This window comes from Plantactinospora sp. ZYX-F-223 (assembly GCF_039649625.1).
GTDB lineage: Bacteria > Actinomycetota > Actinomycetes > Mycobacteriales > Micromonosporaceae > Plantactinospora.
In genome coordinates, this window is the sequence record NZ_JBDJAV010000050.1 from 1 (window position 1) to 14232 (window position 14232).

10 protein-coding genes are annotated in these 14232 nt (G+C 68.9%); 5 read left to right on the plus strand and 5 right to left on the minus strand.

Going from position 1 to position 14232, the window contains the following annotated elements; translation table 11 throughout:
- A partial coding sequence (locus AAH979_RS35025) for a cellulose-binding domain-containing protein (protein WP_346262418.1) occupies positions 1 to 736 on the minus strand: 736 nt, incomplete at its 3' end.
- Positions 737 to 961: 225 nt separating this feature from the next.
- Positions 962 to 2599, minus strand: coding sequence for a cellulose binding domain-containing protein (locus AAH979_RS35030; RefSeq protein ID WP_346262419.1), 1638 nt, complete (start codon positions 2597 to 2599; stop codon positions 962 to 964).
- A gap of 1034 nt (positions 2600 to 3633) precedes the next feature.
- On the opposite strand from AAH979_RS35030, the gene AAH979_RS35035 reads away from it, so the two are divergent.
- The 3 genes from AAH979_RS35035 (at position 3634) to AAH979_RS35045 (ending at position 8085) form a co-directional block, all read left to right on the plus strand.
- A complete protein-coding gene (locus tag AAH979_RS35035) occupies positions 3634 to 4011 on the plus strand; it encodes a PadR family transcriptional regulator (protein WP_346262420.1) in 378 nt (125 codons plus the stop codon).
- Positions 4012 to 4013: 2 nt separating this feature from the next.
- Positions 4014 to 4688 (plus strand): hypothetical protein, encoded by a 675-nt coding sequence (locus AAH979_RS35040; protein WP_346262421.1) that lies wholly within the window; start codon positions 4014 to 4016, stop codon positions 4686 to 4688.
- Positions 4689 to 4758: 70 nt separating this feature from the next.
- Entirely contained in the window at positions 4759 to 8085 is a 3327-nt protein-coding gene (locus AAH979_RS35045) for a S8 family serine peptidase (RefSeq protein ID WP_346262422.1), read from the plus strand.
- A 75-nt stretch (positions 8086 to 8160) separates the two neighbouring features.
- On the opposite strand, the gene rfbC is transcribed toward AAH979_RS35045, so the two are convergent.
- From rfbC to AAH979_RS35060, 3 genes are read right to left on the minus strand one after another with little or no spacing between them, the layout of a single operon-like run.
- Positions 8161 to 8778: a dTDP-4-dehydrorhamnose 3,5-epimerase gene (gene rfbC, locus AAH979_RS35050; RefSeq protein WP_346262423.1), complete on the minus strand. Its 618-nt coding sequence runs from the start codon at positions 8776 to 8778 to the stop codon at positions 8161 to 8163.
- 38 nt (positions 8779 to 8816) lie between these two features.
- On the minus strand, positions 8817 to 9821 hold the full coding sequence (locus AAH979_RS35055) for a Gfo/Idh/MocA family oxidoreductase (protein ID WP_346262424.1): 1005 nt from the start codon (positions 9819 to 9821) through the stop codon (positions 8817 to 8819).
- Positions 9818 to 11182: an NDP-hexose 2,3-dehydratase family protein gene (locus tag AAH979_RS35060; RefSeq protein ID WP_346262425.1), complete on the minus strand. Its 1365-nt coding sequence runs from the start codon at positions 11180 to 11182 to the stop codon at positions 9818 to 9820. The genes AAH979_RS35055 and AAH979_RS35060 overlap by 4 nt, the downstream gene beginning before the upstream one ends.
- 568 nt (positions 11183 to 11750) lie before the next feature.
- Here AAH979_RS35060 and AAH979_RS35065 point away from each other — a divergent pair.
- Complete coding sequence (locus AAH979_RS35065) at positions 11751 to 12533, plus strand: alpha/beta fold hydrolase (RefSeq protein WP_346262426.1); 783 nt, start codon at positions 11751 to 11753, stop codon at positions 12531 to 12533.
- A 157-nt stretch (positions 12534 to 12690) separates the two neighbouring features.
- Positions 12691 to 14013, plus strand: coding sequence for a glycosyltransferase (locus tag AAH979_RS35070; RefSeq protein ID WP_346262427.1), 1323 nt, complete (start codon positions 12691 to 12693; stop codon positions 14011 to 14013).
- Positions 14014 to 14232: the final 219 nt, after the last annotated feature.

Below are 14232 nucleotides of genomic sequence, written 5' to 3' on the forward strand. Positions count from 1 at the left end.
TGTACAGGTCCGAGGTGCGCGGGTCGTCGCCGTGCTCGTGCCCGAACGAGCAACCGCTCGGATCGCGCGCCGGGTGCCAGGTCGGGTACACCTTGCCGTCCGGTCCGTACGCCCAGTAGCGCGCGTGGACCTCGCGCGAGCATTCGTTCGCCCGCGGTACGTAGCCGGTGCCGTCGGCGGCCGCGACGATGTGGTACGCCATGCTGTGCGCCGCGCCGGCCGGCGGCAGCGCCCGGCCCCAGCCGGCGTTGTTGGGCGGCGGTGTCGTGGGGCCGCCGCCGGTCGGGGTGGTGGTGGGGGTGCCGGTGGACGGGGCGCCGGTACAGGTGGTGCCATTGAGCGCGAAGCTCGCCGGCGCCGGATTGCTGCCGCTCCAGGAGCCGTTGAAGCCGAACGACGCGGTCCCGTTGGTGGCGAGATTGCCGTTGTAGCTGGCGTTGCGGACGGTAACCTGGCTACCGCTCTGCGATACGGTGGCGTTCCACACCTGGGTGACCTGCTGCCCACCGGTATAACTCCAGGTGAGCGTCCACGCGGTCAGCGGATCACCGAGGTTCGTTATGCTCACGTTCGCGGTGAAGCCGTTGTTCCACTGCGACGCGACCGTGTAGGTGACTCCACAGCCGGCGGCTGCGGCCGCCGGCTGCGCCGTGATCGCGGTGACGGTCCCGGCCCCGGTAACCACGGTGGCGGCGACCATGGCCGCCACCGTGGACCGGTAACGATGAGTAGGCATGGGCAATCCTCCTAAGGGACGAATGGACGGGAACGCCTTCCGGCAGAGGCTGCCCAGTGCCCAGCCGGGTTCCCGAATATCGGCAAACATCGATCAATATGGTGAGGCTTTGCGGTATCCGGCGGGCGCGCATTGACCCATCGGCTGCTCAGCGGCACCGTCGAGCTGGGCGGCGCTCGGTGAGCAGCCGGGTTGCCTGGCCGCCCACCGAGGCGCACAGGTGGATTACGGGCTGGCGCAGGTCGGCGACGGCGTCGTCGGGGCGCCATTGGCGAGGAAGCCGAAGGTGGTGGAGGCGTTCGCGGCGAGCGGACCGTTGTACGAGGTGTTGCGGACCGTGACCGTGGATCCGCTGGTGCTCGACGTGCCGTTCCAGACCTGGGTGATGGTTTGGCCGCTGGCGAGGGTCCAGGACACCCGCCAGCTGTTGATCGCCGAATTGCCGGCTCGGACGGTGATCTCACCCTGGTGCCCGCCGGACCACGCGTTGACCGTGCGGTACGTCGCGGCGCAGGCACCGACCGGCGGGGTGGTCGTCGGCGGAGTCGAGGTCGGGGGAGTCGTGGGCGGGGTGGTCGGCGGGGTGGTGGGTGGCGGAGTGTTCGGGCCGTCGGTCAGCGTCGGCGTGGTCCAGTCCCGCCAGTCAGCCAGGTTGCCCGCAGCCCGGCTGGAAATCCGCATCACGCCAGCGGCGTTGCCCGTCTTGAGCAGGAACTTCTGGATGTTCTGCTGCAGGGGCGTCCGCCACTCGGCCCGGTTGGCACAGTGGCTGCCGTCCGCCACGTCGGACCAGTAGGTGATGTTGGCGCCGGCACCGAGTGCCTTGTAGACCTCCGCGCCGCCCAGGGCGGCCACGCTCGCCGACCTGGGACCCAGGTTGGTGATGTGCGGGTTGTCCATGATGAACAGGCCGCGCGGCGCGATCATGGCGACTGCCGAGTGCTGGTCGACCGGCAGCGTGTTCGGGTTGCTGGTGAACGAGCCGAACGCGTCGCCCAGCCACGGCTGCTCGCCGTAGGCGCTGCTCAGGCTCTGCGCGCCCTCCCCGGGGATGCCGCGGAAGATGGGCACGCCGGCGCTGCCCGACTCGATCGGCATGGTCAACGCGATGCGCTGGTCGAAGACACCGACCGTGAAGGCGCCCTTGCCGAACCGCGAGCATCCCGTGACGCCGATGTCCGGGCGCAGGACGTTGCCGCCGGACTGCTCGATGACGTCGATGATCCGGCTTACCCCCCAGGACCATGCGGCCAGCAGGCCGGTGCTGCTCGTCGCGCCGTAGATGCTGTAGAACGCGCCCTGCTTGTTGTTCCGGGGGGTGCCCTCGCGGCCCACCGCGTAGGGGTCGTAGTTGATGACGGCGGCACCGGAGGATCGGATGGTGGCCGTGTCCGCGCCGAACCCGCCCAGCACGACGACGGCCGGGAACGGGCCGCTGCCACCGTTGGTCGGCAGTTGAACGCTCGCCGAGAAGCTGGTGCTTCGGCCCTGGTCCGACACGTTCACCGTGATGCTGGAGTTCGAGACCGTGCCCGTGACGGTCGCCGGCTTCGCGGGCTTCTGGCCGTAGACGTACCGCTCAGCCAGCTCCTTGATCTCGGCCCGCCGGCACCGCCAGTCGGCCTTGGTAGTGATCCGGCTACCGTCAATCTTCCGGAACGGATCCGGAAGCCGGGAGTTGGAGGTCAACGAGACGTTGCCGGGCACCGGGCAGTCGGCACCCTCGTCTTCGACACCGGCCGCGGCGGCCGCCGCGGTGGTGGTTCTCGCCAGTACCGTTACCGCTCCAGTGATCGCGAGTGCCGCGATCGCCAGCACGATGATTATCGAACGGATGTTAGGGCGGCCCGAGCTAATGATCACTAGGTTCTCCTTTCAGATGGGGATGGAAGGGCGCGTTCTGCCGGCGGTCGACCGGTCGGCACGGGCTGGTACGCCGCAGGCCGGCGGGGGCGGTCGAGCCGTTGCCGCTGGCGGTGTATCCGACGGTGGTGGACGCGTTGCCGGCGATGGTGCCGCGGTAGGCGGCGTTCTTGACGGTGACCGCGCCGAACCCGCTCTGCCACTGTGAAACGGCCGCTGAACGAGTGCGAAGACACACGTGAGTGCGCATCTCGAACCCTTTCGGTGGGGGATGAGGTCGAGAAAATGAGCGTTAACCATCGATCGGCGACAGGATGCCGTCAGTGGCTGATCAAGAGATGGCAGCTTGCCTCGTGGCCGTGCGGCAACCCCGCAGAGCCCGGGACGTCGCAGCGACGTTCAGCGATGCGGTCATGGGCTGCCACTCCACCCGACCGTGCCCGGCTCGAAACAGTTAACAGTATCGATGGAAACGGTTCTCTTGGCAACCCCGGGGACGGGCGAGAGCATCACGCGGCTGCGGCGCCACCAGGCGGGTCGTCGACGATGGCTGTGAAGTAGGAGCCCTTGCCTGAGATGACCGCCGGACCAACCCGCACCAGATGAAGTCATGCGGTTACGCAGCCCACGAACATCGCGGCAGACCATCTGCACGCCATGCGCATGGGCTTGACTGGCCACGGGGACGGCAGCGTCGCGCTCCACACCTTCGCAGCGTTCGGGCTGACGCGCGACCCGACGCGCCAACCGCCGCCCACACGACCTCATCCACGCCGTAGCCAGCGGCAACCCGACAACGCAATGACCCTGGCTGCCGGCACCGCAGCGCCGGTCCGTCGCCTGGCCAGCGGGTCGACACCGAGCTGGCCGAGCAGATCGCTGTCGTGCACGACGCCTCGGCCGGCACCTGCGGTTCCCCCAGGGTGCACGCCGGTCTAGCAGCGGTGCCCGGTTGACCAGCGTCGGGAGGCGCCAGTTGCCGGAGGCGCTCGGTGCTATTTGACAACACATAATAGCTCACTATTATGCGAGGCATGGTAGTTCCCGAGAACGTGACCGCCGTGGATCGGCGTACCCAGTTGCTTCGTGGGGTGCTCGACATGTGCATGCTCGCGTTGCTGGCCGGGGCGCCGACACACGGCTACGAACTGGTCCGCCGTCTCAACGCCGCGGGCCTGGAGGCAGTGGGGTACGGCACCGTCTATCCCCTACTCACCCGGATGCGTCGGCTCGGCTTGGTGGCAGACGAACTCCAGGACAGCCCGAGTGGACCGGCTCGCAAGGTCTACCGGCTGACGCCGCAGGGCCACCAGGCGTTGGACGGCTGGGCCGGGCAGTGGGCCGGTTTCGTGGACACGATCAACGCCACGCTCGCGGGCGTGGCGCCTTCGACGTCGAGTACCGAGGGGTGAACATGGGCAAGGTAGACAAAGGCAGCGTCGACATCTCAGTCGAAGAGGTCATAGCCCTCGCTGACCGGGAGTGGCGGGTCATGGGGGTCATCGAGGCCGACCGGGCGGGGCTTGTCGACGACCTGTGGAGCGAGTTGACCGGGGCGGCGGCCGAGGGGCTGACGCCGCGTCAGTTGCTGGGCGGCGACATCCGCGGGTTCGTCCGTGATCTCGCGGCCGGGGCCGGGGTGCGTCGCGTGTCGTACGAGTTCAGGCGGTTGTTCTTGACCGCGTTCGCCGGCGCGCTCCCAGGGTTGGTCCTGGCCTGGATCCTCCTCTGGGAAAGACCGCTGCCGCTGGAGCCGAATCTGTGGCTGCTGACGTCGCAGTACCTCGCGTTCGCCCTGCTCGTTTTGGTCGGTGCGCTGGTCGCGGTGCGCTGGGGGATGCGCGGAACAGCGGTGATCGGACGGACGGTGTCGCGGATGGCGCTGCTGGTGCCGTTGGCCGGTGCGTTGGCCACGCCGGTGGTGATGGGCCTCGCCGCGCTGGTCGATTACAGTACGGCCTTGCCGGCCGTTGCCATCGAGGCCGCGATTGTGGCCGCCGCACTCGGCGAGGCGATTGTCCTAGCCCGACGCTGGGCGCTCGCCCCTGCCCTCGGGCCGGCACGAGCGGAGGCCTCCGGTGTCGCCTGAGACGTGGGCACCGTCAACGGTGTGCCGATCGCGGGAGGGCTCTGCGGGACTGGGCAGCGTCCTGACCGGGGTGCTTGGAGTCGGCGTGGTGCTCGGCGTGGTGCTCGGCTTGGCGCCGCCGGTCGCCCCCGACCCGCTCGCGACCGGCAAGCGGACGACGGGGGAGCAGCGCGGAGCCACGCGATTCTCGGTCACCCTCCTGACCGGGGACCGGGTTTCGCTCCCGTCCGCCGACGCGAAGAGGATCGCGGTGCGGCCGGCTGAGGGCCGCAGCCACATCCAGTTCGTGGTCCGGCGCGAGCGTGACAATGTGTACGTCGTCCCGAGCGACGCCCAGCGCCTGGTCCAGACGGGCAAGATCGATCGGCGGCTCTTCGACGTCGCCGGACTGGTCCGGGCCGGCTACCACGACGACGCCCGGGGCACGTTGCCGCTGATCGTCGCCCATCGTCCCGGTGCCGCCCGCAGGGGCGGCGATACGCTCGTCGCGGCGGGGGCCCGGGTCACCCGCGACCTGCCCGCCATCTCCGGTGCGGCGGTGAGGGCCGACAAGTCCGACGCCACCGCCTTCTGGAACGCGGTGACCGCTCGAAACCGGGCACAGCGCGGCGAGACCGCCGGCGGCATCGACCGGATCTGGCTGGACGGCACGCGGCGGATCTCGCTTGACGCCAGCGTGCCGCAGATCGGCGCACCGGTCGCCTGGCAGGCCGGATACACCGGCCGTGGGGTGACCGTCGCGGTCCTCGACGGCGGTGTCGACGCTGGGCATCCCGACCTGGCCGGCAGGGTGGCGGACTCGGTTAACTTCACCGATGCCACCGACGGCGGTGACCTGACCGGTCACGGCACCCACGTGGCGTCCACCATCGCCGGCAGCGGAGCTGCTTCGGGTGGCCGGTACCGGGGTGTCGCACCCGAGGCGACGCTGGTGTCCGGCAAGGTCTGCCCGAACGAGTTCTGTGACGATTCGGCGATCCTCGCCGGCATGCACTGGGCCGCGGTCGACAAGCGGGCGGCAGTGGTAAACCTCAGTCTCGGCGGCCCCGACACGCCGGAGATCGACCCACTCGAAGAGGCGGTCAACCGGCTCACCGCCGAGTACGGCACCCTCTTTGTGGTCGCGGCGGGCAACAGCGGCGCGGACCGGGCGGTCGGCTCGCCGGGCAGCGCTGACGCGGCGTTGACCGTCGGCGCCGTCGACCGGGCCGACCAGCTCGCCGACTTCTCGAGCCGCGGCCCTCGGCTCGACGGTGCGGTGAAACCGGACCTCACCGCACCCGGCGTCGACATCGTCGCGGCCCGGGCCGCTGACGCCGAGCTCGGTGCCCCCGTCGGCGACCGGTACGTCACCGCGTCCGGGACCTCCATGGCCACCCCACACGTCGCTGGTTCGGCGGCGCTCCTGGCTCAGCGCCATCCCGACTGGACCGCCGAACGCCTCAAGGCGGCCCTCACCGGCTCGGCGAGAACCAACCCCGACCTCACCCCGGAACAGCAGGGTGCCGGCCGCATCGATGTGGCCGGTGCGATCACGCACACGGTGACCAGCACCCCGGTCAGTCTCGGCTACGGCCGCGCGGCGTGGCCGCACGAGGACGACGCGCCGATCGTACGGACCGTCACCTACCGCAACTCGGGCACCAACGCAGTGACGTTGGACCTGACCGTCAAGGCCACCGGCCCGGATGGTACGCCGGCACCGGCCAGCCTCTTTACGCCCGCCAGCCGCTCGGTGACCGTGCCGGCAGGCGGCGATACCGAGGTCGCCGTCACCGCAGACACCACCGTCGACGGCCCCGACGGGCGCTATTCCGGTTACCTGTTCGCCACCGCCGGCTCGGCAGTGGTCATCACTCCGCTGTGGGTCGAGAAGGAGGTCGAGAGCTACGACGTCACCGTCACCACGATCGACAAGACCGGTACCCCCACCGGTCTCAGCGCACCGAAGCTGTTCGACCTCGAACAGGGCGTGTACGAGTGGGCCGGGGACGATGACGGTACCGCCACCATCCGGGTCCCCCGGGGCACCTACCACGTCAACGCGGTCATCTGGACCCCCCGCGGTCCAGCCGAGCCCGAGCACGACAGCGCCTTCCTGGTGCGGCCGACCGTAACCGTCGACCGGGACACCACGGTCGTGCTGGACGCCCGTACCGCGGAACCGATCCGGACGACGGTGCCCGATCCGACCGCTCGACCGGTGCTGATCGAGGTGTCGTACACACAGCACCACGGGGGCAGTTCCCACTTCGACGCATTGCTGGCCGCCAGCTTCGAGGTCCTGAGCAGCCGACAGATCGGCCCGGCACCGGCCGCGCCCGACTTCGTCGGTGTCGTCGCCAGCCAGTGGGCGCTCCCCGACACGGACGGAACGTTCGCCGACAGCCCGTACCTCTATGCAGTCGCCGAGCCGTTCCCCGGCCGGTTCCCGACCGGCTACACCCGCCACTACCAGGCCAGAGAGTTCGCGACCGTACAGCAGGAGTTCGGCCCGCCGGGGCCGGGGCTCACCGGCGTACGGCTCATCACGCCCGTGTACGAGTACAACACCGGCAACCTGACCGAGAAGGTGCCGCTGCCCCGTTCCGGGCGCCGCGTCGAGTTCTACAGCACCGACCAGGTGCGGTGGAGCTCCGATGTTGCCATCGGCGTCCCCGACGACACCGGGCTGATCGACCAGCGGCTCTTCTTCCTCCAGGCACCCGTGACGTACCAAGCCGGGCGGGAGTACCGCGACCGGTGGAACACCGGACCGTACGGACTGGTGTTCCCCGAACCCGTGGGGCCCGCGCACTGGGTCACCCGGCAGGGGGATCAGATCCTGGTCGACATACCGTTCTACGGAGACAGCGCCGGACACGCGGGTTACGCGGTCCCTGACCCGATCCGTACCAGGCTGTACCGCAACGGCGCGTTGATCGGTGAGAACGACACCTTCGACTACAGCCAGTTCGAGGTGCCGGCCGGACGCGCCGACTACCGGCTGGAACTCAACCTCACCCAGGCGGTCGGCGACCTGACAACCCAGGTCACCGCAGAGTGGACGTTCCGGTCCGGACACGTCGATGGCGACACCCCCGCCCGCCTGCCGGTTTCCGCAGTCCGGTTCGCCCCCACCCTGGCCGCCGGTAACTCAGCCCCGGCCGGCCGGTCGTTCGACATCCCGGTCACCGTCCAACGCCAGCCCGGCGCCCCGCACGCCGACGTGCGGCGACTGACCGTCGATGCCTCCTACGACGACGGTCGGACCTGGCAGAGAGCGACCATCCGGAATGGGATCGCCACGCTGATCCACCCGACCCGGCCCGGGTACGTCTCACTGCGGGCCAGCACCACTGACAGCGCTGGCAACACAACAATTCAGACCCTCGTACGCGCGTACCGAATCCAGTAGCCCACCGTTCATCGACGGACAGCCCGGGCCGGGCCGGCCGCGCTGACGCGGTGCCCACGTCCCACGGCCAGCAGATCAGGCTACCGATGCCGCCAGCATCGCGTAATGGGCGAGGCACTCGTCGTACGTGGACAAGAGGCCCATCCTCGCCGCCTCGGCGACGGACGGCGCCTTCGCGTCCTTGCTCGACCTGATCGGCGGCTCGTCGAGCGGCCAGGGCAGCGCCAGATCCGGGTCGAGGGCGTCGATGTCGACCATCGTGCCCGGCAGGTACTCCTCGGAGCAGAGGTAGTTCATGCAGGCGTCGTCGGTCAGCGCCAGGAAGGCGTGCCCGATCCCGTCGGCCAGGTAGACCGAGAGGCCGGACTCGGCGTCCTGTCGGGTGATGTCGAACGTGCCGAAGGTGGGAGACCCGATCCGCAGGTCGACCACGATGTCGAGCACGGCGCCCCGTACGCAGGTGACCACCTTTGCCTGACCCGGTGGCAGGACCGTGGTGTGGATACCGCGAAGGGTGTTGCGGACCGAAACGGAATGGTTGGCCTGGCGGATCCTGAACGGATAGCCGATCGCCTCCGACAACAGGCTCTGTCGGAATGCCTCATAAAAGTACCCCCTGTTGTCCGACAGCTGCTCCGGCTTGATCCGGAAAGCGTTCGGAACCGTCATCGGCGTGATTTCCACGCTCGCCACCCCCTCGATGATGTGTGGCCGGCCGCAGCGACCAGCGCTCAGAACGTCACGAGCCTGGCCTGAGCCTGTAGCTGTTGCACCAGCTCGGCCTGCCGGCGGGAACCCTCTGCGGCGTCGGTGAGGTCCGTCCCGTCGAGTACGGCCGAGGCAAACGCGGTCAACATGTTGTCCGTCTGGTCGTCGCCGGGAAGGAGGAACTCCTCGCGATGGTCCTGCCGCTCGATACGGATCACCGGTTGATAGGTCGGAGGCGGGGTGAACACGCGGTCCACTGACAGCCGACCGAGCGAACCCGCCAGTTCGTACCCGGATCGGTACGAGTGTTCCATTCCGAAGGTCAGCCTCGCGGTGACGCCCTCCGGTGTGGTCATCAGGGCCGCACCGGAGATGATCACGCCGCGTCGGCGTTCCTGTCGGAGGACGGCCCCGCAGACCTCCAGCTCCGGACCCAGGAAGTGCAACGCGGCGCGGACCGGGTACCCGCCGAGATCCACCAGCGCGCCGCCGCCGACTGCCAACTGGTAGCGGTTGTCGGTGTCCGGTCGCGGCGGAATGGTGAACGCGCAGGAGAACTCCCGAAGCGTCCCGATCGCCTGCTCGTCCAGCATCCGGCGTACCAGCCGGTGCTGGCTGTGGAGTAGGAAGGAGGAGTTCTCCACGAGCGTGAGCTCTCGGGATCGGGCAAGATCCAGCAACTCGTCGGTACGGGCGGGCTGCGCGGTCAACGGCTTCTCGACCAGTACGTGCTTGTGGGCCAGCAGTGCCCGTTCGATCCACTCCGCGTGCAGCATGCTCGGCAGCGGGATGTACACCGCGTCCACGTCGTCGCGTTCGAGTACGGCCTGGTAGCCGGCCACAGGCACGCCGCCGTACCGCTGGGTGAACCTGGTCGCCCGCGTGACGTCGCGGCTGCCGATGGCCGTCACCCGGATCCGGCTCGCGGCGGCCATGGCAGGCAGCATCCGGCGCCATGCGATGTCCGCGCAACCGATCACACCGAACCGTAGGGGACCGGCCGCGCGGGGCCCGGCGAGCGCGGTCACCAGATGCTCTGGATGCAGGCGATAAGGCTGCGCAGTTCTACGTTCAGGTAGTTGCTGTGCGCCAGGAGGCCGGTCAGCTGCCCGAGCGTCATCCACCGGTACTCGTCCGAGGTGTCGAGCGGGAACTCCGTGTCCACCTCGACGACCATGTACCGGTTCATCGCGTGGAAGAAACGGCCGCCCTCCTCGGACTGCATGACGTCGTATCGGATGCGGGACGGGTCGGCCGACAGGACCAGGTCCAGGTAGCGCGGCCGGTGCTCGGCCGGGACCCCGTGATAGTTGGCCGGCTGACAGTGCACGGTCGGGGCCATCTCGGCACCGTTCAGCGACCCGGCGTCCACGCGGGCCTGTACGAGCACGTGCAGAACGCCGTCGATCCGCCGGGCGATGATGGCGAGCAGGCCGGGTTGGATCGGTGCCACCAGCGGCTGCGTCCACGACGTCACCTCGCGGTTGCCCGCCTGCACGGCGGTTGCAATCACCCGGAAGTGCTTGCCGGACCGGTGTGAGATCTCTTCCTCGCCGCGCAGCCAGCCGTCCTGCGCCACCGTGTACAGCGGAACGCGCCGCTGCACGAACTCCTGACGGGCACGCAACGCGGTGAGCCAGCTCAGCACCTCGCTCGTCGTGTGCCGGGAGCCTGCCGTGGGGTCGAACGAGTCAAGCACCGACCGGGCGAACCACGCGTCCCCACCGCTCGGTACGCCGCGCAGTGCCTCGGCCGTGGGAACAGCGATGGGTATGCACGACATGACTGTCCTGGTATCCATGTTGACCACGTGGTCGTAGCGCAGCAGTCGGCGGAGCTGGCCCACGGTCAGCCAGCAGTAGTCCTCGTGCGGGGAGACGTCGTCGTCGGTCACTACCACCATGTTGCGGTTGCGTTTGTGCAGGAACCAGGAGCCCTGCTCGGACTGGAGCACATCGACGATCACCCGCCCGTCGCGCGCGCCGGTGAAGTGCTCCAGGTACCTGATACTGGCGCCGAGGTGAATGCCCGTGTAGTTGCTGCGGGTCGCCTGCACCGTGGGCGACAGCTGCACCGTGTTGACGTTGCCGGGCTCCATCTTCGCCTGCATCAGGCAGTGCAGCACCCCGTCGAACTCCTTGACCAGGATGCCCAGCACGCCGATCTCGGGCTGCACGATGATCGGTTGCGTCCAGCTCCGGATCCACTCCCGGTCGGTCCGGACGTGTAGACCCTCGATTGAAAAAAAGCGTCCGGTATCGTGTACCAGATTGCCGGTGTCAGTAGCGAAGCGCCAACCGGAAAGTTCGGTGAACGGTATCTGCGAGACGCTGAACGGAATGGCTTCGGCGCGTTGCGCGAACCATTGAGAGAACCGGTCCATCGGCATCAGCGGGCTGTCGAAGGTGAGCGCGGAACGCGCGAACCCCTGCTCGACATCGGTGTACTCGGTGACGTGTGCGCCGCGATCCATGAACCCCTCCCGCGAGATGACGTGTACGCAACGCGTGACGTGCACGGACCGATTCTCCAGTGGACGATCGGGACACTACTGTCGGCTCATCGGGCCGCCTACCCCTATTCGAAGGGAGCGCGTACATCCCGGGCCCGGCACGAACCGGAGACGGCGGTGGCCGTACCCCTACCGCGACCCCTAGTCGCGTTTACCCGGCGGTCCCGCGCGGCGGTCGGGTCGGCCAGGCCGCTCGGTTCGGCAGGGCAGGCGCGACGATTGCGCAGCGGCCGGAGCCCACGTCGAGGCCGTGAACGGTCCAGCTTAGGGGCAGTTAGGGGTGGCCGGAGGAGACGCGCACGTGTGACGGTCTCTGGCAATCACAAATGTGCCTGTCGAGCGTCGGCGCCGTCCGGTCCGGCGCTGCGCCGGTCCCCTGTGCCCGTCGTCGTACCCACCGCAGACCTCTCGTCCGACGACCGAACGAAAGGCTCAACACGAAATCATGACGACCTCGTCCGATGACAGTGACCTGTGGATCCGCCGGTTCCATCAGGCGCCAGACAGCCGGGTGCAACTCGTTTGTTTTCCGCACGCGGGTGGCTCGGCCAGTTTCTACTTCCCCATGTCGGAGGCGCTCGCACCGGTCGTCGAGGTGTTGTCGATTCAGTACCCGGGCCGCCAGGACCGGCGCAGGGAACAGTGCCTCGACAAGATCGAGGACATGGCCGACCAGGTGCTGCGTACCCTGCGGCCGCAGATTGACACCCCGGTGGCGTTCTTCGGGCACAGCATGGGTGCGGTGATCGCGTACGAGGTAGCCCGGCGCCTTGAGCACGAGGCCGGTGTCACGCTGGCCGCGCTGTTCGCCTCCGGTCGGCGAGCGCCTTCACGCAGCCGTGAGGAAGCCCTGCACCTGCGGGGTGAAGCGAGCATCATCGCCGAACTGCGTGCGCTCAGTGGGACCAACGCCGCGCTGCTCGATGACGAGGAACTGCGACAGATGATTCTGCCCGCAGTGCGCGCGGACTACCGGGCGATCGAGCGGTACCGGCACCGTCCGGGCCCGGAGTTGAGCTGCCCGATGTACGTGCTGGTCGGCGCCAGCGATCCGCGTACCACCAGGGACGAGGCGGACGCGTGGCGCCAGCACACCACCGGGGAGTTCACCGTCCAGGTGTTTCCGGGCGGCCATTTCTATCTCACCGAGGTCGCGTCGAGGGTGATCGGTGCGATCTCCGACGGACTGCTGCCGTACACCAGCGACGCGGTGGGCCCGCGCCCGTGACCGGCGCATCGGCGACCGGGAACGACGGTCGTCACCGTGACACCCGGGATGTCGACAAGCGCGGCACCGGATCGACACCACCGAACGCCTTACCAGGGATGACCGTGGACGGGAAGCTGTGGAGATGAACGCGTCAGGCGTAGGTCCGATCCTTTTCGTGAGCGAGCCGCACGCCGGGCTCATCAGTCCGTTGCTCACGATCGCCGGGGAGTTGGCCCGTCGCGGGGTCCCCGGGCTGTGGTTCGCCAGCAGCGACGACCGCCAGGCGGACGTCGAGTCCATTCCTGGCGCGAGCCCAGTGCGGTTCGTCTCCGTCGGGCCCGCCGAGCCCGCGCTGTCGCCGGCCAGTTGGGACGACGAGACCTACGCACGGGTGAACTCGCCGTCGCGTGTCGGCAGCTTCCTCGCGTTCCTGAACGAGGCCGTCCGACGCACCCACTCCGAGGGGCGGTACGAGCAGACCCTCGCCGCGATCGACAAAATACGGCCGGCGCTGATCGTGGTGGACGTACACAGCCAGAGTGGGCTGGACGCGGCCATGACCCGTGGTGTGCCGTACGTGGTGAACATCGCCACCCCGGTCAGCTACGTTTTCCCGGGTAAGGTGCCGCTGCGCTACCCCGCCGCGCTCTCCGGGCTGCCGCTGCGGATGACACCCCGTCAGCACGCCGCCAACCTGCTGTTCAAGCTCGCCCAGGCGGCTGCGCTCCTCCAACCGTCCCACGCGGCCAGGAACATCGCGTTCTTCCGCCGACGCCAGGCGCAGGGCATCAAGAACCCGATGGCCATCCCGTCGGTGTACGCCGAGGCCGCGGCCGCGGTGATCGGCAACTCGGTGTTCGGCATCGAGTACCCGTTCCCGAACGTTCCGGAACACCTGAGCATGCTCGGCACCATGGTGCCGGTGATGCGTCAGGACACTGCGCCCTACCAGGACCTGTTCGACTGGCTGGACGCCCACGAGTCGGTCGTGTACATCGGGCTCGGCACGATGATGCGTACCTCGCGGCGGCAGACCGACGCAATCGTCGAAGCGGTCGCCCGGGTCGGTCCCGACCGGCACGTGCTGTGGACCATGCCGCTGTCCCAGCAGGACCGGCTGCCGGCCGAATTGCCGCCCAACCTGCGGATCGAGTCGTGGGTGCCGCAGACCGAGATCGTGGCCCATCCGCACGTGCGGGTGTTCCTCACACACGGTGGCAACGGGGCGCACCACGGCCTGTACTTCGGCAAGCCACTGCTGGTGCTGCCCCATTCCTGGGAGACCCGGGACCTCGCGGTCCGGCTCGTCGAGGGCGGCGCGACGTTGATGGTCGACGACGTGCGCGGGGTGACTGCCGACGAACTGGTGGACAAGCTGTCCCGGCTGACCGGCGACGCCACCTTCGCCAGATCCGCGGCACAGTGGCAGCGGCGGCTGCGTGACGCGGGCGGGGTCAGCGCAGCCGCCGACCTGATCCTGCGTACGCGGGCGGGATAGCGGCGCCCGTCGTCGGTAGGCGGGTCGGGATAGCGGCATGTCGTCGCTCGTCGCGGCCCTGGTCCCGGGCTTGCTTAGGGGTGCGTTAGGGGTTGGCCGGGTCAGACGCGGTCAGTAGCGTCCGACGTGCCCGATCGGGGGCCGTGGATCTGCCCGCGTCGCGGCGACCCGGCCCGAACGCGGGTGATGGGACGTCTGTTGGCGAATTGTGCGCACCGG

Bases quoted from the DNA above. Each gene is read 5' to 3' on its own strand.
- AAH979_RS35035 (WP_346262420.1), top strand. From the start codon at position 3,634: ATGGTAGTTCCCGAGAACGTGACCGCCGTGGATCGGCGTACCCAGTTG.
- AAH979_RS35040 (WP_346262421.1), top strand. From the start codon at position 4,014: ATGGGCAAGGTAGACAAAGGCAGCGTCGACATCTCAGTCGAAGAGGTC.
- AAH979_RS35060 (WP_346262425.1), bottom strand. From the start codon at position 11,182: ATGCCGATGGACCGGTTCTCTCAATGGTTCGCGCAACGCGCCGAAGCC.
- AAH979_RS35065 (WP_346262426.1), top strand. From the start codon at position 11,751: ATGACGACCTCGTCCGATGACAGTGACCTGTGGATCCGCCGGTTCCAT.